This window comes from Bacteroidota bacterium (assembly GCA_016713925.1).
In the GTDB taxonomy this organism is placed as follows: domain Bacteria; phylum Bacteroidota; class Bacteroidia; order AKYH767-A; family OLB10; genus JAJTFW01.
In genome coordinates this window covers 584,951-607,144 of sequence record JADJOH010000007.1, presented here as the reverse complement: position 1 = coordinate 607,144, position 22,194 = coordinate 584,951, and the positions used below count along the sequence as shown (strand labels likewise).

The window sequence follows — 22,194 nt, the reverse complement described above, 5'->3', positions numbered from 1 at the left end:
TGGTTCTTTCTATGGAACTCCTTTACACTCTGTCTTTTGCTATATCGTAATACATCAGCAACTGCTCGTCTTCCAGCAGGATGTTTTGCGGAATCATATCACCGAGGGGAACAATGGTTTTGAAATCTTTTGCTCCCAGCAGTTTTTGAAACCGGCACGTAGGGCTTTACCCGCACTCTTTTGAGTTTTTGGCCCGTGCCGACTGATAGCAGTTGCATAGCCATTAAACTCTTTCAACAGTACCTTGGTACGCAGGGCCTCCCGGTCTTTGGCTTCGTTGGGGTCTGGTGTACGCCAGCGGCCATCCGGTTCCTGAATGAAGTTTTCGTTGAGGATGTCCTGCAACTCCGGTAACGTATCTCCTTTGCGGAGTGATTGGGTTGCAATACGAAAATCAGGCATGATGTCCTGGTATTTCTGGGCTTGCTTGCGTAACCGGTCTTTTAGCCATTCAATGGCATCTGACTCATTCGTAACGATAAGCGCCAACTGCACAAACTGCGGTGCCTTTGCTTTTTTCTCATCATACTCGGCAGCCTGTTCAGCCGTGAAATACATGCCATCCCTTTCTACAAAGCGTTGTTTCAGTCCGTCTTGAAAATCTTTAGCATCAATGGGAACAGGCAAACCTCTCATTAAATAGAAGGTAATAAGTCGATCATAAAGAATCTTTGGGCTCCTTTCAATTATTGAAGCTGTCTTAGAATCCTTTTTAATGTGTGCAGGTAAGTGATTTAAATGCTCATTAATGAAATCCCAAACCACAACATCGCTACTTATTGAATTAAATTTAGATTCAAACTCAGACGATGGCTTATAGCAACTGATTACTAAATCTTGATTAACAGCAACAACACCAATTATTGCTTGCATACCACCCCTCCCTTTATTTAAGGCTGCAACAGAGGAGATGATAAATCCTGCACGCTGTAAAGCTGTCTGAATGCCATTCCAAATTGCAGCACTTGTATTACTAAATTCCACAGTCATCCACTTTCCAGGTTTTAATACTCTATAAAACTCTTTAAAGCAGTCAGTCATTATATTCTGATAAACTAAAGTCGATTTACCTTGTGCCTTTGATTCAATTGCTTCTTCTTTGTTGTTCGTGTGCAACTTAGCCAACTCTCCCAGAGAAAATTCAGCTCTGAGTACATTATATTAGCTCCAAATGGGGGGTCAGTAAAGATGTAATCAATTGAGTTATCATTTAGAAACAAATTATTTGCAGAACCGACCATATTAACTGCCTTTCGAGTACCTCTGAAAACATACTTAAGTGCCTTGATCTTATCATCCATAAAATAGAATGGAGAAATCTCAGCAGGAGTAGGACTTATATAATATGTATTAGCCATAGGACCAACATGGCGAGAATGCTGAGGTGAGTATCTATTCATTTTGTGTAGCCGTGACTGAGAAGCAGTAAACCAGAAAAGCAATGCTTTTCTAATTCTTTCATCGTAGCTCGAATCAATAATCTTATTATAAATACATGATAAGATTATCATGTTGGATTTAGTGAAAAAATCTGACCAATACTTGATTCCAATGTGATACCCGGCTCTGTAGGTATCACCCCAAGCTTCTCCCTTGAAGAACATAAGATTCTTTGGGATTGAAAATTCAATGTCAAAGTTTTCGACCCTTTCAATTCGTTGCAAATCATATTCATTAGGTGACCTCTGAAATCGCTTCTTTCCTACCTTATAATTCACTAATACAACTTCACTTTTTGGTATCTGCCTAGTTTCATTGTATGTCCTGTCATAAATTGTCTTTAATGATGGAACTGAATTATTATTATTCTGAACTACATTGCAGTGAGAGCATTTGTAATCTTTTTTGACTTCATTCTTCTTAAGGTCAACTGCTGATTTCCAATATGAAAAGTCTTTTCCGCAGTTAATACAGCTAATAATATCTGAGATTACGTTAAAAATGATTTCTCCTTTTGCCTTTCCATCATGTTGTGTTTCATATATCCACCCATACTCTTTTTAGTTTCATCTAATAACTTTTTAGCCGCATCTTCAAATTCAAAATAATCGAATTCATTATTTAGATTATAATCTATAAAACTTGCAATAGTTGATAGATCATTCGTTATTACTGGTCTACCTCCCCACAACAGTTTACCTCCAGTTTCCTTAAACTCTTTTTCTATTGTGTACTTGGTGCTATTTTCAGGTTGCTCACATGTTTGTGCCGCAACTCCAGTCATACCAGTGCCCGCAAAGCCATCTAAGACAATATCGCCAGGTTGAGTGTAGTGGAGAATGTACCTCATGATTGCAGGATGTGGCACTTTCGTATGATAGCTATGAGCATTGTAAATGGCATTATTCTTCCCTTCACTAACATCACCGGCATAAGGCTCATCCACATGAAAATCCTTATGCCTACCCGGTATGCTTTCTTTCTCCTTTTCCCATTCGGCAATAAAATCATTCAGCCAGGGGTTGGGGCAGGCGGTATAGTAAGGCGGGTCACTCAGGTTAATGATGTCTTCATCTTCCCCAATGGGAAAGCCTTCAATCTTCTTCAGCTCCGGAAGTTTTGCTCGCAGTTCATTGCGGAAGTATTCCCTGCGTTCTTCTTCGCTGTTAAACTCCTTACCTAAACAAATGACTTTCGACATGTTAGTTTTCTTTAGTAATTGTAAGGATATCTGAAATCAGTATAGGAGTACCCATCTGGTCCCATTCCATCAGGTATGGTTTTAACTATTATCACTAATTGGCCATCCCGTTCATGGATGATATTAGACAATGATTGTCCATCACGAGAAATAATAAGTGTGTATGGAATAAGTGAACCAATAATTTCATTACCCTCCGTAATAACAGTTACTCTGTCTCTTACAACAATATTTTGCCTACGTATTTCCTGAAGAAAATCTATCAATTCCATTGTTAAATTATTTAATGATTATACGAACCTTGTTTCTTTCCTTACCGGCACACAGGTTGTCGATGTAGCTGGTAAGAGTATCAATGGCTTCCTGTGGTGTAAGTGGCTTACTCAATTGCTTGCGTATATCCTCAATGGTAATTTCTACCTTATCAATCCCTTGAGCAAACTGTGTAATCAGGTTTCTCAGTTTGGTAGCATTATCGGCAGTGAGTTCCACCTTGCCGGTTCTGAAATCTTCCACCAGTTGGCGGTCAGCCGCTTTCAGAATGTCCATGTTTTCCTGCACCGATGGGTCTTTGAACACCGATCGCATGGCAGTGGTCCATTTTTCTACAATGCCATCCAACTGCTCTTCGAGCTGATGAATATTGAAAGTAGATTTTCCATAATACTCACGGGGATTAAAATCGTGGTAAGGCTCAGCTAGGACATTGGGTTTGGTGAGGGATGCATCTGCTTCTCTTAGCGAAGTAATGCTGTTGATCCAGTTGCTGTATTCGGTGGATGTGATGATCTCCACATCTTTAATGATGTCGCAAATACGTTTTTTCTCACTGCCCAGTATTCTCACTTTGGCCAAGTCGTCCTGCTTCGATAAGCGGCAACGGGTGTATTGTTGCAGATAGTAATCCGCATAACGATCAATCAATGAATTGAGCAGCGCTTCATACTTCTTGACATCTGCATCCTTTGAGGAGGCAACCACTGCAGGAAGGCTTTCAATGGCTGTTTTCATTTCATCATACAATGGCTTCTCCGCTTCCACCACATAGGATTGAGCTGTATAGATGTAGCCTACCAATCGTTCAAACTTCTCGGCTTTTTCTTTCAGCTTATCCACCAGGTCGCAATGTAGTAAAGCTTTAAAGGCTGAGTTCAGATCGTCCTCGGTGTATTTGAAAGCTTTGAGTTTACCATAGGAGTTGTAAGATTGGATGCCATCAAGCATTGTTCCCAATGCATCCAGCTCTGTTTTCATTTTGGCACTGTCTTCATCACTCAGCAGCGGAACATTTCTGCACTTCAAGCCCTGCACCACAATGGCTTTGGTTTTCACCACACGTTCCGCCTTGGTCTTTGCTTCGGTAATAATCTTGCTGATGGTTTCCGGCTTCTCCAGTTCGGAAGTGTAATCGGGCAAGCCCAAATAAGTAAATAGTGCTTTCAGGTGCTTAACCGGAATGCCTTGCGGTTGCTTTATATGCTGGAAGGTGAAATAGTCCTCTTCATTCAGGCTTAAAACCGTTTCAATATTGGTAGCAGAAAGATTCTTGCTGCCTGACCAGTTGATTTCAATATCGCCTTTGTAAGCCAATGCTGCTAACACAATAAACTCCAATTGGTAATCGATGTTGTAATCAACAGAGTACCACAGATTGGCCGGTGCATAGTGAGCCCAGATGATGTCGGACCTATTGAGTACTGCACCTTCACCGGCTTCCTTCATTTTCTTTTTGATGCTCTCGGCATACTTGCTGTTATCTGTTACAATGGTTTGTCCACTCCACAAGCCAAGACCACTGAGTATTGCTTCTCCATTTCTATTCGGCTGTCCTGGATTCGTGACTTTCCGTAAAGCTGCAGTGATGGAGCCGGCATAGTTGTCTTTTGCCAAAGGGAATTGCAAGTCGGTAAAGGCAGGATAATGCGGGAACTTATCGTTGAATGCTTTATTCAGCACTTTGGCTGCTACACTGCGAAAGATCATTTCCTTGGTTGAGCCTTCCCCAGGCAGCGGAAATGATTTCAGTGTTTTGCTTTCGCCTTTGTAAATCACCTTAGTCTTATCTGCATACTCCTTGTCGAATAATGCAATGGCTTTTCGTTGGTATTCATCAATTTGGCTACTGAATAATTGCTTCTGATTGGTAGGTGCAGAGGCATGTTTTGCCTTGGCTGCACCGTAAAGACAGATGGTATCTTTGAACTCATCTGATAAACCTGCTACATCAAAATACACTTCATCGTTTTCATCATTACGGTTGATGGCATTGAACAGCGGGCAGAAGAAAATATAGTATTGCTGTATAGGTTCTGTAGTGCTACGTTGGTTGGGATTACCAAAGAAGATATAGCCCAAACGGAAGCTTTTCTTATCAATCCATTCCAGGGAGTGTTGCCAAATTTTAAAACCGGAACGGTAAGAGTCTTGTTGAACCTCCAACACGAATTGCAGAAAGTCGAAATAGTATTGGTCAGCCTGGTCAGTATCCTTCTTGATGACTTCATCTGCATAATCACGAATCAATTGAGGGATATTGATGCCACCCTCTGTGCGGATGTAGAAATCGGCACTGACGGTATCCTGGTCCACATACTGCCCTGCGGTGGCTGTAACCAATTGCTTGGCTGTACTGTCAATAGTAGCCAATAACAATTCCGGTTCATCCACATTGGGAATGGTAACGCATAAATCCTCTTTCAAGCTATGTGCATTGGCACCGTTACGTTTATCCAAATCATCACAAAGAATGCGAATGGCCAATGCCTGGGCAATGCTTTGGGCAATGTCTTTTCGGTTAGCTCTTGCACCTGTAAAGTGATTAGCAACTCTTCCTGAAATAATATCTACTTTATCACGTACGATACGGATATCAGGAATGGCCAACATAGCCGGGTTGCTGGCCAAATCAGGCCAGTAAGTATCGTAGGTAATTAGTCCGGGATTGTTGGTGGGCACTTCTTTTCCAGAATGTCTTCAAACTTAACTGAGAGCACTTTCAGTATCTCCCGCTGGCTTTTGCCGTGCTTGATCTTCTCGAAATAGCTTACATAGTTTGGGTGTACCGGGAAGAGGTCAATAAACTCATTAGGGTTAGTGTTGATACCTTCAAACAGGTGGGCAAACTTCAAAAGGTGTTCTCTGATCTTCGCTTTTTGGTGCAGGTCTTTTTTTAGCAATCGTTCCTTCACTACAAATGACACATCCTCTTTGGTGATGATGAGGTCTGCATAGCGGTCTTCAATCTTGTTGAGCATGTCGGCCTGAAACTGAAACTCGGGTGAACGATACAACAACTCCTGTACGCCAAACATCAGTTTGAAACGGGAATTATCACATGCCTCTCCGAGTTGACGAAGCAGCATCAAATCATTGTGCAATTCATTGGGTTTTCGTCCTTTCAGGTATTCCAGCAACTCATCAATCACAATCAGAAAATGATGCTTAGGGAACTTTGACTCAAACTCCGCCATCATCTGCTGAATCAATTCTTTCCAACTGAAGTGTGAATCATCATCGAATTTGAAGTCTATTCCTTCCTTTTTCAGGTAACGTTCAATCTGAGCAAAGACAATATCCTTTAGGGGCTTGTCGGTTCCTATTTCAAACCTGAGCACTTTGTATTTGCCTGCAATTGCTTTGAAATCTTTCTTTACATCCTCATTCTGCAGCTGCTTCAACAAATCTGCGTTTTCAGCAATAGCCGAAACCAATGACATCAAGTGAGATTTACCCGTACCATAACTACCAACTACCTGAATACCTTTTGTTTCATAGGTTGGCTCGGTAGCGAGGTTTTTGATGATGATTTCTCGCAGGTCCTCCTGCATTTTCTTGGAGAAGACAAATGTTTTCACCAGGCTTTCTGCAACCGACAGTTCACCGGCATTTACCAACTTCACCACGGTGGTGATCGGTTCAAATTGTATCAGCTCTTTATATTGCATACTGCAGTTTTTTTAATGGCGTTTCAGTAAAGTCAAGAAAAATGTTGTTTTGTTGAGTTGACCAATGTAAGCGGTCTGGTATGTCGGATTGATTTTCCCAAATAATGATGAGTGCTGCTGTTTTTGAAAACTCTTTTAGCAATTGCGCTGCGTTTAATTCAAGTGCAGGCTCCAACAGAATGCCCAGGTTGTAAACAGCTACCACATCATTCCCGGTGTTATTGATCTTCGCCTTATGCTTATCCAGCAATTTTTTAGCGTAATCGAACACGTCAATATTCAGGTAGCTGAAATCATCAAGACCGTCAATAAATGCAGCCAACTCTTTGCCAACATTAATGGTGTGAATCTTCTTTGCATGTAACCATGAAATACAATCCACCAGCCCATCCTGATTGCACATAAGGGTGTATAGCTTATATCGGTCAGTAGATTGCATTATGTCCTGTATAGAATAGATGCTCATTGATATTACTTCTTTCGCTTTTTAAATTTGATCTTGTCTTCCGTTACCTGCATGGCTTCATTGGCCAGTTTCTCATCCTTCACCACTGCATAAATCTGGTCTGATAGCCAAAGGGTCAGCAATTCATCCTCATCGACTTTAAGAATTTGGGCAATAATAGGTATTTGTTCCCGCTTGAGTTGCCGAACCCCCTTTTCGATTTTACTCAGCTGAGCCGTGTCCATTTCCAGCAATGGTGCTACCTGCCGCAAATACAAATGCTGTTGCTCCCTGAGTGCTCGTATCTTCTCACCAAACTGGCTTTCCATCGTCTTTCTTTTGACTTGTCAACTATTGGCTAATATAAACAATTCGATTGAACGGTATGACCTGTTTTGAAATCGCGCATTCTAGCTAAGGGTGCATATGTATTGAAAAATGATATGACCCAAATTTCTCAATTCCGTTTAAAGCAGAATGACCTCCTCGATTTCAGCCGGAATAGGGAAACAAATGCTTAAAATGTAAAAACGTATAAAAACCAATGAATTTTATTGTACTGATAATCATAAATATAAATACCGATATACAATTAAATCTTGATAAAACATAATGTTTTATCAAGATTTAATTATACTTTTGCCCTACAAACACAGAAACACATTCAAATGTAACTACTAAATCCTTCAAAAAATGATTGAAAAAGTAAACAAACCGCTAATCTTTCAGCCGGAAAGATTAAGAAAACTGGCAGGACACCTCCGTAAGCAGAAAAAAAATGAATGCTTTAAAGTATTAGAGGATGATAACCATATCTTCAGTTCAGAGGAAGATCCCGTTAATATTTACCCTGTTTTTGAGTGCATTGTCAATGCATTGCCGAAAGCATTTCCAGATGTCTGGAGGTCCACTGCAAAGGGAATAACTCATCAGGGCGCAGACAAGCGAGTATGCCTGCTTTCGTCTATAATCATATTCTTTGGTATCGATGGTGAGCAGTTCATGCACATTTTCACTCCTTATGCACAGGAGCCGGAAGTTTATGGGGGTGCATTCCTGGAAAGGGATGCCACCCCGAAGGACATTGCCCGGAATATTTCTGAAATGATCTGCTTCAATCACCTTGGAATGGATTTACATCCGGCCATTCCCATTTTCATCAGTAAAAACTAACCGTTTCAATGTCCTAATAATCCTTATAAACAAATAACATGAATCAGGAAACCAGTAACATCAGATGTCCCAAATGCGGCATTGATATTAATGTAAACAAGGTGCTCTATCATCAACTACATTTTGAAGCGGAGAAGGAGTTTGAGCAAAAGAATGCACAGATATCCAAAGAACGGATGGATCTTGAAAGACTGCGAACCGATATTCAGCTGACCATTGAAAAGGGTGTGAGTGAGAAGCTGTCTAAGGAAAAGATGGTGCTAGAAAAGAGATTGCGGGATCAGATTAACGTTGAGAAATCCGGTGAATTAGAATCCTTACAGGAGCAGCTCAAAGAAAAAATTGGAGAAGCAAGGGAACTTAACCGGATAAAAGCAGAATTTCTGAAGTTAGCCCGCGAAAAGGACGAACTACGTGAAAAAATTGAGCTGGAGTCGGAAGAAAAATTAAACAAGCAGTTAGAGGACGCGCGTCTCAAACTAGTGCAGGAAACAGAAGCCCGGTCAAATCTGAAAATTGCCGAAAAGGAAAATATCATACAGCAATTAAAGAAACAGTTGACGGAAGCACAGCAAAAAGCCGATCAGGGCTCAATGCAACTGCAGGGTGAAGTGGCAGAGCTGGAGCTGGAAAATGACCTTCGCAGAAAGTACCCGGATGATTGTATTACGGAAATTTCAAAAGGCACAAACGGTGCTGATTTATTGATGGGTGTCCGTACAACACTGCAAAAAGATGCGGGGACGATTGCCTTAGAAATAAAGCGAACCAAGAACTTTAGCAACAACTGGATTCAGAAGCTCAAGGAGGATCAGCGTAATCACAAAGCCGATATTGCGGTACTGGTTACAGAAGCCATGCCTGCTGATATGCCCCATTTCGGTTTACGCGATGGTGTTTGGGTTTGCAGTTTCAAGGAAGTTCAGCAGTTGTTGTTTGTGCTTCGCGATTCTTTATTGCGATATCACGAACTAAAGACTTCCGGGGAAAATAAATCCGATAAAATGAGCAATCTGTATGACTATCTCACGGGACCAGAGTTCACGCTGCAAATCCGGACCATTGTTGAAAGTTTTACACGATTGAAAACTAACCTGGATCAGGAGAAGAGAGCTATGACACGCCTCTGGAAGGAACGCGAAAAAGCGATTGAGCTGGTAGGTCAATGTACTTCAGAAATGTTTGGTTCATTTCGCGCTATTGCGGGATCATCAGTTAAAGGAATTGAGGCATTGAACCTGCCTCTTCTGGAGGAGGATACTACCAATGAAAACTAAAGTGGAGCATAAGTACCGAAAACTTCTTTATAGAGTAACTTATTTTTTTCCTGAGTATTTCCCTATTCACGAAGAGGAAGGATCCGGTCCAATTTATTTGTTCATCAAGGACAGAATAGAAGAGCTAATTAAGGGAAAGGATGCTGTTTTTATTGATCGTACCGATTTTGAATCCCATCTAAACAAAAGAGATGATCTATCTGAAGCATATCTGGATTTGTTTTCCACTAAGGCCATTTTCTATAAATGCAGATTCGAATACGATGGGATTCAAATTGACTATTATATCATGGTGGAAAAGCGAATCAGGTTGATTTACTACAGAAAAGTTGAATTGAAAAATGGTGATGGTGGTGAATCAATCATTCGATAAGAATGATTGATTATTCCATGCAAATCAGGAAATAATATTTTAAAGGCGGAGTCTGTTTACTCACCTCCAGATTTTTCCTGAGCACGTTTCTTCAGGAATTCATAACAATCACGCCTTGTCTCATCCATATCACCATTGGCATTCAGTATCGATTGTTCCACATAGATTGTAAAACCAACTTTTTTATCGGTCACCGGTTTTCGGCCCGATTTGGCACGCGCACCACCGTGGGATTTTACTTTTTTGGATGGTTTAGCTTTCGACATATCATCAATAGTTGAACGAAATGATTGTTTCACTATCGAGACGAAATTATAAATTATAAATTATAAAACCGAGTTAGTTAAAAATAATATTTATCAGGCTATGAATGCAAGCGAACATAATAAAGGAGTATTAAATGAACCGAAAGTAACTATTGAAATGCTGAAGTCACTAACCGGTTACAAGAACTGCACTGATGAAGAATTGTGCAAGATTTCCGAGAGCTTAAAGGAACTCTGCCTGCTATTGCATAAGCTACATGTGGGTGATGTTGATCAGGATCACGGATCCTGAAAAATTTGCAACTATTTATGATTAAAAGTCATGGATAATAATAACAAAGAAAGCAATTTACCTGAATGGTTACAGAAATTTGCGATTAAATGCTCAGAGGACAAAACAATTGAAAACAATCGGGCAGTCATTTATAACCGATGTTCGACAGAACAACAAGATAGCCTGGATTGGCAGGATAACGTTTGCGTGAATTTATGTAAGCAGAATAAATTCGACCTCATTAAGACTTTTAATGCGAAAGAATCTGCAACTACAGATGACCGAATTGTTTTCAAGGAAATGCTTCAGTTTTGCTATAAGAATCATATTGGAAACATTGTTGTTTATTCTTATGACAGGTTCACACGGTCCGGAGATATCGGTCTTCTGAAATCATTGAGGAAAAAGGGTATTAAGGTTCATGCTGCCACACAAAGTGTAGATGACCAAACTCCTAGTGGCCGTCTCTCACAGAATTTGTATCTCATGTTTGCTGAGATGGAAAATGAACAGAGGAGGGACCGAATCATTGAAGGACAAAAGAAGAAATTACGTAAAGGCGAATGGATTGGTAAGCCAACGATTGGGTATATCAAGGATTATGTTTCAGGTAAAAGCAGCACGACCATGATAAACCACAATGTTTTATCGGTCCATTGGGGAAATTAATTAAACAGGCTTTCCTATGGAAGTTCAATGAAAACCTGACGCATGAAGCCATCATACAGCGATTGATCCCAATGGGATTAAAACTGACTCCACCTTTGTTATCAAGAATATTCCGGAATCCTTTTTACTGTGGGTTCATCACTCATTCCTTGCTAGATGATGGAGAAATCATACGTGGAAAGCATGAACAGCTGATTTCAGAAGAAGTATTTCTTGCAGTAAACGGTGTCCTTAGCGAAAACAAACAGGGTTATAAGAAGGTTAGTCATGCCGAAAAGATGCCATTTAAAGCCTCAGTAAAATGCGGTAAATGTGGAAGACCATTCACGGCTTATCTTCAAAAATCATATCTATACTACAAATGCCCGAATAAAGGCTGTTGCCTCAATCTGAGCGAAAAGAAGCTCCTGGAGCTGTTTAAAGCATTACTTTCCTCCTATACTCTCGATAAGGAATTAATACCTGTAATTAAAAATAAACTCGCAGAAACGTATTGGACGCTTCACAAGGCTGATGGGGAAAGATTAAAACCGATGAAAGATGAATTAACCCGTTTGAAGAATGACCTTGAGAAAATGGAATATAATCTGGCCACCGGAAACATCACTCCGGAATTGTTTCAAAAGGTTTCATCCGGTCATCTTCAGAAAATACAAACTATTGAAGCGGAGCTTAAGAAATTCGGGAAAGACACTTCGAACTTTGAAAAACTGCTGGATTCTGCGCTTGAATTAGCTTGTAATCTTTTGAAAATGTGGGAAATATCAAATTTTGAAGGCAAAGTTAGAATTCAAAAATTAGTGTTTCCGAATGGCTTAGCGTACATATCGGAAAATCATGCACTTCGAACTTTTTCGGTGAATCCCATTTTCCTTGAAATTGCTTCATTATCAAGCAATTTACGAGATTTACAGAATTGTGAAAAGGAAACAATTGATGAAAAATTGCCTCAGTTATACCTAATGTACCCCAGTTCGAACTTTTTTTGGGATGAATTGGAAATGACATATAGGCAAATGACTGGTTTTAAGAGTAATAACAATTCTTCTTGTCAAAACCAAAATACAACTGCTTTCAGTACCGTGACAGAATACAAAACATTGAGCCGGCTTCATGATTCCAACGTACTTTCCGGGTTACGTTCATTTTCCGGCAATTCGGCACCAGATGTAATTTATTGCGTGGTTAGCACTATGAGCGGAGGTACAGGTCTAAACAGTTTCCGATGAAGCTATTTTTCAATGCTTTTCGGAGTTTTGGATTCACAACTTAGCACATATAAAATAGACCACTTAGTTGGTTATAATTTTGTGATGTCGCCAGTATATTAAATAGGAACTTAAACATCATATTACGTATTCGAAATAATGGTTCAGAAAAGTTCTATCAAGAGAAGGTTCAAATAAACATCTTGATATCATTTTGTATTTCTTTAAAATTCATTATTTTTATGAATAAATAATTATTGATTATGAAGCTTAATTTATCAATTCTTGCGCTATTGATTATTAGCATTAACGCAAAAGCACAATCAACTGTAAAGAATAACTTTAGCAATGAACTAAGTAAGCCAGCCGCCATTTTCGAAGAGAATAAAGGCCAGATGAAGGACCAGCACTGGAAGCCGCGACCGGATGTGCTTTTTTACGGTAGTCAGGCGGGTATGCACTACTACATCAAAAACAACGGTGTTAGCTTCCAGCTTAGCAGGGTAGATAGCTGGCGCGAAGAGGACGGTCATGCTGGTATGCCTGGAAAAGAAAAAAGACAAGTGCCTGATCAGATCAGCACCTACCGGGTGGATGCGCACTGGATATCCCACAATCCTGATTTTGACATTGAGCGGGGTAAAGCATTGGATGGCTATAACAACTATTACAATGTTCCGGATGGAGCAGATACTGCTCTCTTCGTAAAGCAATACGAGCATGTCACTTTGAAAAACGTTTGGAATGGAATCGATATCCACTACTACGGAACGGAAGGATTATTAGAAACGGATTATCTTGTTTCCCCGGGTGGGGACTACAGCCAGATACAGATGGAAATCAAAGGTGCAGACTTGAGTATCAGCAAGGATGGCCATCTGATCATGAAAACCCCTTTTGGCGAAATTCAGGAGGGGGAGTTGAAGGTGTATCAGAGTGATGAGCGCTTACAGGCTTTTTGGCAAATTGATGACAATAACAAAGTGAGTTTCTTTATACCCAACTTTAACCCTGCTCTGGCGATGCGGATTGATCCGGTAACAAGGGTATGGGGAACCTATTATGGGGGACTAGGAGATGATTATTGTAATTCAATCGTCACTGATGCTTTAAGAAATGTTTATCTGGCCGGAAAAACTTCAAGCACATCAGCCATTGCATCTGGAGGTCACCAGAATACCTTTGGAGCTAATACTGATGCTTTTTTAGTGAAACTTGATAGCATTGGAGTGCGCCAGTGGGGAACATACTATGGTGGAACTGCGATTAGTAATGAAGAAGGACTTTCAACCACCTCCGATGCTTCGGGGAATATATTTTTAGCTGGTAATACTTGCTGTATCTCTAATGGAATTGCTTCTGGTGGACATCAAAATACTTCTGGTGGGAATTCAGACGCCTTTTTAGTGAAATTCAGCAATAACGGAGTGCGTCAGTGGGGCACCTATTACGGAGGTAGTGGCAATGATTATGGCCTTTCAACTGCCTCTGATGTTTCAGGGAATGTTTATCTAGCAGGTCATACTGTTAGCCCAAATGCAATTGCATCAGGAGGGCATCAGAACACTTTTGGTGGCGGAACAGCAGATGCATTTTTAGTAAAGTTTAATAGTTTTGGCGTGCGTCTTTGGGGAACTTACTATGGGGGAAGTAGTGATGAAATTTTTTCATCAGTTTCAGTTAGTTCGGGTTATGTGTATCTGGCAGGATTAACTGGTAGTACTACTAACATTGCATCCGGTGGGCATCAAAATACATATGCTGGTGGCCCTAATATGGGCGATGCTTATCTGGTAAAGTTCAACAGCAATGGGGTGCGCCAATGGGGTACATATTATGGTGGTTCTGGTGCTGATATTGGATATTCAACCACCACTGACTTTGTTGGGAATGTGTACTTGGCTGGATATACTACCAGTACATCAAACATTGCCGCAGGAGGACATCAAAATACAATTACTGGTAATTCTCAATCTGCTTTTTTAGTTAAGTTCAACAGTAACGGAGTGCGTCAATGGGGAACCTATTATGGAGGACAAAACGGCGATTTTGGTTATTCAACCTGCACCGATGCACTGGGTAATGTATTTTTAGCTGGAATTGGTGGTAGTAGTCCTTCATTAATTGCCTCGGGGGGTATCAAAATACTTATATGGGGGGAGATGCATTTTTAGTTAAGTTTAACAATAACGGAGTACGCCAATGGGGAACATATTATGGAGGAACTGGTAATGAGTGTTTTTGTTTCAACTAGAAGCGATCCTTCCGGAAATATTTATTTGGGAGGAACAACTAATAGTACATCCAACATTGCATCTGGGGGCATCAAAATTTTAAATCAGGTATGAATGACGCTTTTCTTGTTAAGTTCTTTGAAACCTTCATAACGACTCAAGCTCCTATAACCATGTCAACTTGTCCCAATTCGTCTGTAAGCTTTAGTCTAATAGCTTCTGGAGTCGGGTTATCCTATCAATGGCAAAGTAAATCACCTTCTGGTACTCAGTTTTCAAATATTCTATCTGGCGGGATTAATAATTTTTCTGGTGTTACTACCACCTCCTTATCTATTGGTAATCCTTCAGGTCTTGATGGGTATGAATTTCGTTGTATAGTTTCGAATTCGCTTTCTTCAGAAATAAGTACAACTACTGTTTTGACAGTTTATACAATTCCCACTATACAAAGTCAACCAATCAGTTCAACTATGTGTTCAGGGGTGAGTGCTACATTTATTTTAGGTGCAACAGGCAGTGGGTTAACATATCAGTGGCAATATGGAGTAAATACAAGTAGTTTTATTAATCTTATTAATGGCGGTACAAATTCCATTTCTGGCTCAAATTCATCTGCCTTAGTCATTGGAAATACAAGTGGCCTCTCCAACTACTATTTCAGATGTATTGTCGGTTCTTCTTTATGTCCATCAACTGCAACTTCGAACTTCGCCCAGCTTACTGTTATCAACATTCCAACCATTGTAACTCAGCCCGCCTCCGTTACAGTCTGTCCCAACCAAATTGCAAACCTCACTTTAAGTGCTTCAGGTACAGGATTAACTTATCAATGGCAGAACCGTATGGGATCCAGTGGATCATGGGTGAACTGTTCCAATGGGGCTATTTATAGTGGCTCTACCGCGAATACGTTACAGATACTAAACCTTACAGGTCTGAATAATTATCAATACAGGTGTGTAGTAACCAACAGCAATGCGTGTTCTGCCACCAGCAACGCGGTACTCCTTACTGTTTACACAACCCCCTCCGCCATTATCACGGCGGACGGAGGCAGTGCTAATCCGGTCACCATCAACTTTGGCGATGCCAGCGCTCTGCTTTTAAGTGGCTCTATTAATTCCGCTAACCCAAATATTCTCTGGACTCCCGCTGTGGGTCTGAGTTCCACCACGGTTGCGGATCCGATAGCTTATCCCACAAATTCCACCAATTATACGGTTACTTTCACAAACACCAACGGATGTACGCAAACGGTAAGCCAGCAGGTTAATGTGAACCCGCTTCCCAATAATGGAACAATTTCGGTGGTGAGTGCGACGGGGCTCAATAGTTTCAATTTATTCGACACGCTGAAAGTTGAAGTCAGGTTAATTGGTGCATCGGATATCTATGCGGCTTATGCGCGATTACGTTATAGCGGAGCATTGGCATCCAACCTTACTTATGTAGGCTATACGACCGGTACGATTCTGGGAACAGGAGCAGCGGTTATTTCCACACCACCAGTTTCATCCGGCACCTACGGATATGATTTCGGGATATCGAAGATTGGTGCTGTACCGGGGTACTCGGGAACAGGAACCTTGTATACGTTTTTCTTCAAACCCAACAATATCCCTTCCAGTTTGTCGGGCAGTCAGGTTTGTTTTTTTGTCGACAATCTCTCCATCACCAATGCTACTTCTGGGACACCGGTTGGGCTCGTGAACCAAGGGCCAAGCTGCTTCAACTACTCTAGTCAGATAAATGTATGGCCCGGGGATTTGGATAACAACAAAACGGTTAATACATCGGATCTGTTGAAGATAGGTATCTTCTACAACAACACAGGTCCCATACGTCCCAATGCAAATCTGCAGTGGGTTGCACAACCGGCATCGCTGTGGGGCTTCAATACCTCCAGTCCCAACAGTGATGCCTTTAAGGTATTTGCCGATGGCAACGGAGATGGCATCATCAACAACGCAGATCAAACCTCTGTAGGCTTCAACATAGGCAAGATACATCCCTTTGTATCACCGTTGGATAGTCTGGATGGAAGCGGTTTCCAGCGGATATCGGCCACGGGCAACCTTACGCTGATACCCACACCCGGATATGTGAATACAAGTCAGCTGCCTCAACAAGTAGAGTTGCAGGTGAATCTGACCAACACCGGTGGTACATTGGATAATCTATATGGTATATCGTTTGATATCACTGTTGATACGAATGTGTTCGATTTGCAGAACACCACTTTCGATTATGGTGGAACGATCTTCGGTGTTCCTGCGCAGGATTTCCTGAGTATTGAATATGTGGCTAACGGGGTGGTGAGTGTGGGCATGACCCGCTACAACAACCCAGCGATTAATGGGAATGGATTGCTATGCAAAGTAAGACTGAATACCTACCCAACATTGAACTATCCTGATACCAACCTGGTGTTCACTGGCACGGTGATGGCGGCCAACGACAGCATCGGCACACCCGTTACGATTAATCCCACTACGTTTCAAATACCTTACGGAGTATCGGCTTCATTGATGGATGCCACATCGGGAAATTTTAAAATGTTGTTATATCCGAATCCTGTTGACGAACTGTTAAACCTGTTATTCGATAAACAGGTTTTGATAAGGGAAATCAAAGTATTGGATGGGATAGGAAGAGTAGTCGCCGTGCAAACACCCAACCAGCGGATAAGAAGCTGTTTGCTGAATACCGCAGATCTTGTTAATGGTATTTATACTTTACAACTCACTACAAGAAATGTGTATATATATGAAAAATTTATTAAGGCAGGAAACTGATAGTTTCATTCCATTTATATGGAATTTGATATCAGTAGTGGAAGAATTTCAATGGTGCATATAATCCTGGCTGTCTTTTTAATTCAGTCCTGTAAAAAGAGTGATGACAATGATGTTCAAAATTCAGGTTTATCGATTAGAGAGGTGCAGGTCGATTTAGTGGTGCTTACAGCGGATGAACAGGGTGCTGATTTATCAGGAGTCAAATTAGGAGGAGGTGACGTTACAGGTGTAACAAATCAATATGGCTCCTTTATTTTCGAAAATGTAAATGTTTCTTCACTCAGATATTTTGTTTCAGCTGAAAAATCCGGCTATTTCTCGACAGGGTATGGAGGTCAGAGGAAGTCAATTTTGAATTTTCCGCTAATTTTAAATTGTCCGGATTTCGGGGGCACTTACATGTAAAGGATGATTAAAAGAGCTGATTTTGATTCAATTGATAAAGAAGTCTATGATTCTGTAGTTGAATTATATGACTTTCTTTTTAAAACATGCAGGCAGCACATTTACATTTTACTTCTTGCAGAAGGTGAATTTAAACCGGAATTACTTGATACTTATCCTGACCCATATGTAATTGATAATAAAACGGACATTATTAATGATGGGCATAGATTGGATTTTTTAATGAAATTCCAACAAAATGAATATAGATTTCCTACTGGCATCAATCAAATTGAAGATGATGAATTTCGTTTCCATATTGAGCTAATGATCTATTCCCATATTTGGGAATCAAGATATTTTCTTAAAAAACTATTCAAGCTCGCAACAGGTGCTTCTGGAGGTGATTATTTATGGACAGTAACTGTGCCTGATTGGACAAAACATGAATTTATTAGAAATGAGATTCGAGATGTTTTTAAGAAGAAGAAATTGTCTATTGCAGAAACTATTACAAAAGGGTATCATTCTTCAGTAAGAAACGCATTTGCTCATAGTGAATATAGATTTGATGATTACCACCATAGAATTGACTTACTAAATTTTAAAGGTGATACTAGTTGGGAGCTAAAAAGTATTTCATATGATGACTGGTCAAAAAGGTACTTGTATTCGGTTTTCTTGACCTATCATTTGCACAATGTTTCATATGAAAAATGCGACTCCCTATCAAGTGATTTTGGTCAAGATACTTTTTTGATTGTAAAGCCATTTAATGAAGGAAAGTCCTTTCGTTGTGAGCCAATAAAAGTACAAAAAATTGGAACGGATCGAATTTCATTTCACCATATATGATTATAATTCTAATTGATTAAAATAATTGTTTGATGCAACGTCAATTTCAACAACAAATTTTGTCTTTAAGAATTTTTTAAACAGATATAGGTAGTAAAATATTAAACAAATATTGTGATTAACTTAGCAAGGCAAAACAAAATTCTACAAAAAATTATTATAGAGTTACAGAAAGAGATTGAAAATTTGAACTCATCGGGTCACCAATGGGATATTATCCAAAAGATTCAAGGCAATTATTTAATACTCTTAAATCCTCCTTCACAAGTATTCCATACGACAAGCCTTAGATCAAGGTCTTGTACATTCGAAATTAAAATTATTGATATCATTTGTATTCTAACGGACAAGAAAACCAAGTATGTTTGGTTTCGTTCAATTCAGAAAAGTATAGAAGGTGAAAAGTATGAATCGAACTGTTTAACTTATACAGGTAGTATAGAAAGTTTTATCGAAAAGTATGAAAAACCAAAAGTTTTACTGTGCAAAATTTCGAGATCAGCTGCTGTAAATTTGTTGTATTACGATTTGGACGGGGGCAAATTACGTTTAAATATTAGTAACCAATCCGCCACCTACCTTGAGGACATTCCAGTTGGTGGGAAGGAGTATCTGAAGGAAATCGTACTTAGAAAGGGTAATTTGGATAAAATCATTTCGTTCCAAAAAATAGACTTTCGTTCCTTTTAAAAATACTCAATAAATAGTCATTGTAGTTTTGAGTTGTCAATAATGACATAACACTTAATACTAAATAAAATGGCAAAAGGTAATGGCGGAAAGCCAAGCACAACTGGTAAACCATCAGGAAAAGGAAGAGACAATGCGCCTCCTAGCAAGTAAGGTTTAAGATTCTAAAACAGAAGGAGGTCCAAAAGTATGGGCCTCCTTTAGTATGATAGTAAAATGTAGATAATTTAAGGTTTTGAACCGAATTTAACCAGACTAGTACGAATTGCGTAATATTCTCCTCCCCTACTCTATTAATAACCATTTGACTCTTGTCAGCATATCCAATTCTTTTAAATTTGTCGGAAGGCCTTACTCTATGTGTTCCCGGTTCAGGACTTGCCTGAGATGCTATTTATTGGCAATTGTGTTTCTTTTTCTTTTCTATCGATCAGATGCAGGAACTGATCAATCTGCCTTAAATCGTGCCAATCAGTGCTTCAGATTTTCACGTCTTAAAGAAGCAGACGCACTTTTTAGCGAAATCATCAGAATGTCTATTCAGAAAAAAGACTCTGCTACCATTGTGGCTGCCCTTAATAAAAGAGCAGAGCTGGCCCTACTCAACGGGGATTTCATTACTGCTAAAGAGCAATTGGATGCCTGTAGATCTTGGATAAGTAAAAGCGATCAGGAAATTAATCCGCTTTACGCCGACTATCATGCTACAATGGGTGATTATTACATGAACCTTTCCGACGCTAACATCGCCCTGAAGCACTATAGAAAGGTCTTTGCGATAAGGACTGTCCTTGATGGGCAGAGATCATTTAATACTGCATTGTCCTTATCCCGGTTAGCACGCTATCATAATTTCATGATGAACATTGATTCTGCTTTGTATTATGCTGAAAAAGCCTGGGGGATCGTGGAAGAGAATAAGATGGACGGTCGGATTTATCCTGTCTACCAGATCCTGGAAACATATGCTTATGCTTTTAAAGTAAGGAAGCGGAGTCAGGAAATGGGTTTCAATAAAGCCACGGAAAAGGCGCGCCAGCTTTTTTTGAAGGCACTGGATTTTGCAGCAGCTTATCATGGCCATGAGAATGCCTTCTCAGGAAATATTCTGCGTAATATTGGTAATACTTATACTGACATTGTACTTAATAATAGTCTGAACGAGGCCGATCGTGAGGAACCGTATAAAGAGGGGATGCGGTATTACAAAACTGTCGCACAAATCTATCATCACTATTTCGGAGAGGTACATCCGGAGTTGAGTACACTTTATTATGTAATGGGCCTTTTGAATGAGTACAGGAACAATCCACAGGAGAGGGAGCAGAAATTTTCATGTTACGACAGAGCCATAGAGGCACTGGGAGTTCATATTTATAAGGGGGATAGTCTCAATCTGGCTGAAATCAAAGCGTGTAAAAACAAGTATGATTTATTAAGCATTTTGTATCAGAAAACAGGAGCGCTTCAGAGGGCACATTATGAAAGCGGTAATAGGAGCTATCTGTTAAGGGCCGGGGCGCTAGCACATCCAATGTTGTACCTCTGGGACCAGGCTATTCAAGAACTGGAATCGGAGTTCTCTAACCGGCTGCTGAATATTTATGCCATTAACATGTTTGAGCAAGTAAACAATACGTACCAATTGCTTTACCGGATGGATCAGAAAAGGGTGTATCTAGATATGATGTTTCTTATCGCCGAGAAGTCCCGTAATTCGCTAAGGAGGAAATTGCTTTATCAGTCGGGTGCTACCGACCAGAATGTCTTTGAGCCGGTTTCGATCAGCACATTGCAACAGAAGCTAGAGCCTGACATGTACTACCTGTGTAATATCAGCCACCGTTGCATGCTTGCTGTAACCAAAGACAAAGCCTTTGCCTTCGAAACACTGCAGTCCGACAGCCTTCCCATATACATGAAAGACCTGAAGGCAGCCATGATAAACAGGGATCCGGATTTGTACGATAAAAAGGCAAATGCCCTCTATACATGTATTTTCAGCCAAATCTTAGATAGCGGGGCCGTTAAGCCTCGGAAACTTTTGTTGTCCATGAGCGACTATTTTAATGGATTACCGGTGGCCGGCCTAACTATGCGGCTATCCCTTCCCGGTAGTAACTTTGGTGAATTGAATTACCTACTGCATAAGTATGAAATAGGCAACATCCTTTCTGCTAGTGATTATGTGCATTCTTTCAATGTAAAAATCGTATCCGATCATTCCCTCCTGGGGATTAGTCCCTCGCTGTCAAGCTTTGCGAAACTACCTTTTGCTAACACCTTGATGAAAGAGATGGCGGAGGAATATGAAGGTACCTTCTTCACCGCTTCCGCCGCAGAGGGTGCCGTGAAGGAAATTTTTAATGGTCCGCAGGGAATCCTTCACCTGGGCACCCATGCTTTTATGGACAAGGCAAATATATTGAAAAGTCATCTGCTGATTGGCGATGATTCTCTTGGGACGGAAGGTCTGAGTATGGATTCATTATTTCGACTTAAAAAGCAATATAATCTGGTGAGCCTTATTGCCTGCAGTACAGGTGAAGGCAGTATGGAATATGGGGAAGGGACTATTAATTTTTCGAAAGCCTTTTTGTATACCGGTAGTGGAGTTACGTTATCCACACTATGGGATGTTGATGATAAGACCAGCGCAATTCTGGCCAAGGCATTTTTTAAAGAATTGTCGGATGGGATCAAGCCCTGCCTTGCCTTGCGACGGACGCAACTGGAGTATCTCCGAAATTGCGCCAACCCGGAACTTTCCAATCCTTATTACTGGGCGGGATTGATTGTGACAGGCAAGAACAACATTGTTATTCCCGCGCGTAAATCACAAATTCCCGTTGTAGTGTATATGCTGGTGGGCCTATTGGTACTGGCAGTGTCGATTGCATGGTATAAAAAAAGCAGGCACACCGATAGGGTGCGCCTGTGAAAGAACCGGGGAAGCAATA

The 22,194-nt window shown here is 40.5% G+C and carries 18 protein-coding genes; 11 read left to right on the top strand and 7 right to left on the bottom strand.

Annotated elements, in window-relative coordinates:
- Window positions 1-93: 93 nt before the first annotated feature.
- The 6 genes from IPJ86_10625 to IPJ86_10600 all read right to left on the bottom strand — a co-directional run bounded on the left by IPJ86_10625 (window position 94) and on the right by IPJ86_10600 (window position 7,359).
- Window positions 94-1,125 (bottom strand): site-specific DNA-methyltransferase, encoded by a 1,032-nt coding sequence (locus IPJ86_10625; protein MBK7887718.1) that lies wholly within the window; start codon window positions 1,123-1,125, stop codon window positions 94-96.
- Window positions 1,126-1,930: 805 nt separating this feature from the next.
- A complete protein-coding gene (locus IPJ86_10620) occupies window positions 1,931-2,641 on the bottom strand; it encodes a hypothetical protein (protein MBK7887717.1) in 711 nt (236 codons plus the stop codon).
- 279 nt (window positions 2,642-2,920) lie between these two features.
- Window positions 2,921-5,596: a hypothetical protein gene (locus IPJ86_10615; GenBank protein MBK7887716.1), complete on the bottom strand. Its 2,676-nt coding sequence runs from the start codon at window positions 5,594-5,596 to the stop codon at window positions 2,921-2,923.
- A complete protein-coding gene (locus IPJ86_10610; protein ID MBK7887715.1) occupies window positions 5,572-6,543 on the bottom strand; it encodes a hypothetical protein in 972 nt (323 codons plus the stop codon). The genes IPJ86_10615 and IPJ86_10610 overlap by 25 nt, the downstream gene beginning before the upstream one ends.
- Window positions 6,544-6,574: 31 nt before the next feature.
- Window positions 6,575-7,051 (bottom strand): hypothetical protein, encoded by a 477-nt coding sequence (locus IPJ86_10605; GenBank protein MBK7887714.1) that lies wholly within the window; start codon window positions 7,049-7,051, stop codon window positions 6,575-6,577.
- 5 nt (window positions 7,052-7,056) lie between these two features.
- On the bottom strand, window positions 7,057-7,359 hold the full coding sequence (locus IPJ86_10600; protein ID MBK7887713.1) for a helix-turn-helix transcriptional regulator: 303 nt from the start codon (window positions 7,357-7,359) through the stop codon (window positions 7,057-7,059).
- Window positions 7,360-7,723: 364 nt separating this feature from the next.
- Here IPJ86_10600 and IPJ86_10595 point away from each other — a divergent pair, with 364 nt between their 5' ends.
- Genes IPJ86_10595 through IPJ86_10585 form a run of 3 tightly spaced genes read left to right on the top strand, consistent with a single transcriptional unit; the run spans window position 7,724 to window position 9,853 of the window.
- Window positions 7,724-8,203, top strand: coding sequence for a hypothetical protein (locus tag IPJ86_10595; GenBank protein MBK7887712.1), 480 nt, complete (start codon window positions 7,724-7,726; stop codon window positions 8,201-8,203).
- Between the two features lie 38 nt (window positions 8,204-8,241).
- Complete coding sequence (locus IPJ86_10590) at window positions 8,242-9,480, top strand: DUF2130 domain-containing protein (protein ID MBK7887711.1); 1,239 nt, start codon at window positions 8,242-8,244, stop codon at window positions 9,478-9,480.
- Window positions 9,470-9,853, top strand: a complete 384-nt coding sequence (locus IPJ86_10585) for a hypothetical protein (protein MBK7887710.1) — start codon at window positions 9,470-9,472, stop codon at window positions 9,851-9,853. The genes IPJ86_10590 and IPJ86_10585 overlap by 11 nt, the downstream gene beginning before the upstream one ends.
- 56 nt (window positions 9,854-9,909) lie before the next feature.
- On the opposite strand, the gene IPJ86_10580 is transcribed toward IPJ86_10585, so the two are convergent.
- Window positions 9,910-10,119 (bottom strand): hypothetical protein, encoded by a 210-nt coding sequence (locus IPJ86_10580; protein ID MBK7887709.1) that lies wholly within the window; start codon window positions 10,117-10,119, stop codon window positions 9,910-9,912.
- 322 nt (window positions 10,120-10,441) lie between these two features.
- On the opposite strand from IPJ86_10580, the gene IPJ86_10575 reads away from it, so the two are divergent.
- The 8 genes from IPJ86_10575 (at window position 10,442) to IPJ86_10540 (ending at window position 22,175) form a co-directional block, all read left to right on the top strand.
- Complete coding sequence (locus IPJ86_10575; protein ID MBK7887708.1) at window positions 10,442-11,062, top strand: recombinase family protein; 621 nt, start codon at window positions 10,442-10,444, stop codon at window positions 11,060-11,062.
- Window positions 11,050-12,291 carry a recombinase family protein gene (locus IPJ86_10570; GenBank protein MBK7887707.1) on the top strand — a complete coding sequence of 414 codons (1,242 nt, stop codon included), beginning with the start codon at window positions 11,050-11,052 and terminating at the stop codon, window positions 12,289-12,291. Before IPJ86_10575 ends, IPJ86_10570 begins: the two co-directional genes overlap by 13 nt.
- 242 nt (window positions 12,292-12,533) lie before the next feature.
- Window positions 12,534-14,444 carry an SBBP repeat-containing protein gene (locus IPJ86_10565; protein MBK7887706.1) on the top strand — a complete coding sequence of 637 codons (1,911 nt, stop codon included), beginning with the start codon at window positions 12,534-12,536 and terminating at the stop codon, window positions 14,442-14,444.
- Window positions 14,445-14,614: 170 nt separating this feature from the next.
- Window positions 14,615-17,302 (top strand): T9SS type A sorting domain-containing protein, encoded by a 2,688-nt coding sequence (locus IPJ86_10560; GenBank protein ID MBK7887705.1) that lies wholly within the window; start codon window positions 14,615-14,617, stop codon window positions 17,300-17,302.
- Window positions 17,303-17,320: 18 nt separating this feature from the next.
- The gene (locus IPJ86_10555; GenBank protein ID MBK7887704.1) at window positions 17,321-17,710 is read left to right on the top strand and encodes a hypothetical protein; all 390 of its coding nucleotides are present in this window, start codon (window positions 17,321-17,323) and stop codon (window positions 17,708-17,710) included.
- Window positions 17,711-17,713: 3 nt separating this feature from the next.
- A complete protein-coding gene (locus IPJ86_10550; protein MBK7887703.1) occupies window positions 17,714-18,544 on the top strand; it encodes a hypothetical protein in 831 nt (276 codons plus the stop codon).
- Between the two features lie 114 nt (window positions 18,545-18,658).
- Window positions 18,659-19,234 carry a hypothetical protein gene (locus IPJ86_10545; GenBank protein ID MBK7887702.1) on the top strand — a complete coding sequence of 192 codons (576 nt, stop codon included), beginning with the start codon at window positions 18,659-18,661 and terminating at the stop codon, window positions 19,232-19,234.
- A gap of 532 nt (window positions 19,235-19,766) precedes the next feature.
- On the top strand, window positions 19,767-22,175 hold the full coding sequence (locus tag IPJ86_10540; protein ID MBK7887701.1) for a CHAT domain-containing protein: 2,409 nt from the start codon (window positions 19,767-19,769) through the stop codon (window positions 22,173-22,175).
- Window positions 22,176-22,194: the final 19 nt, after the last annotated feature.

Bases quoted from the DNA above. Each gene is read 5' to 3' on its own strand.
- IPJ86_10595 (MBK7887712.1), top strand. From the start codon at position 7,724: ATGATTGAAAAAGTAAACAAACCGCTAATCTTTCAGCCGGAAAGATTA.
- IPJ86_10620 (MBK7887717.1), bottom strand. From the start codon at position 2,641: ATGTCGAAAGTCATTTGTTTAGGTAAGGAGTTTAACAGCGAAGAAGAA.
- IPJ86_10565 (MBK7887706.1), top strand. From the start codon at position 12,534: ATGAAGCTTAATTTATCAATTCTTGCGCTATTGATTATTAGCATTAAC.
- IPJ86_10580 (MBK7887709.1), bottom strand. From the start codon at position 10,119: ATGTCGAAAGCTAAACCATCCAAAAAAGTAAAATCCCACGGTGGTGCG.
- IPJ86_10560 (MBK7887705.1), top strand. From the start codon at position 14,615: ATGAATGACGCTTTTCTTGTTAAGTTCTTTGAAACCTTCATAACGACT.
- IPJ86_10600 (MBK7887713.1), bottom strand. From the start codon at position 7,359: ATGGAAAGCCAGTTTGGTGAGAAGATACGAGCACTCAGGGAGCAACAG.
- IPJ86_10605 (MBK7887714.1), bottom strand. From the start codon at position 7,051: ATGAGCATCTATTCTATACAGGACATAATGCAATCTACTGACCGATAT.
- IPJ86_10550 (MBK7887703.1), top strand. From the start codon at position 17,714: ATGATTAAAAGAGCTGATTTTGATTCAATTGATAAAGAAGTCTATGAT.
- IPJ86_10590 (MBK7887711.1), top strand. From the start codon at position 8,242: ATGAATCAGGAAACCAGTAACATCAGATGTCCCAAATGCGGCATTGAT.
- IPJ86_10540 (MBK7887701.1), top strand. From the start codon at position 19,767: ATGTCTATTCAGAAAAAAGACTCTGCTACCATTGTGGCTGCCCTTAAT.
- IPJ86_10585 (MBK7887710.1), top strand. From the start codon at position 9,470: ATGAAAACTAAAGTGGAGCATAAGTACCGAAAACTTCTTTATAGAGTA.
- IPJ86_10555 (MBK7887704.1), top strand. From the start codon at position 17,321: ATGGAATTTGATATCAGTAGTGGAAGAATTTCAATGGTGCATATAATC.
- IPJ86_10575 (MBK7887708.1), top strand. From the start codon at position 10,442: ATGGATAATAATAACAAAGAAAGCAATTTACCTGAATGGTTACAGAAA.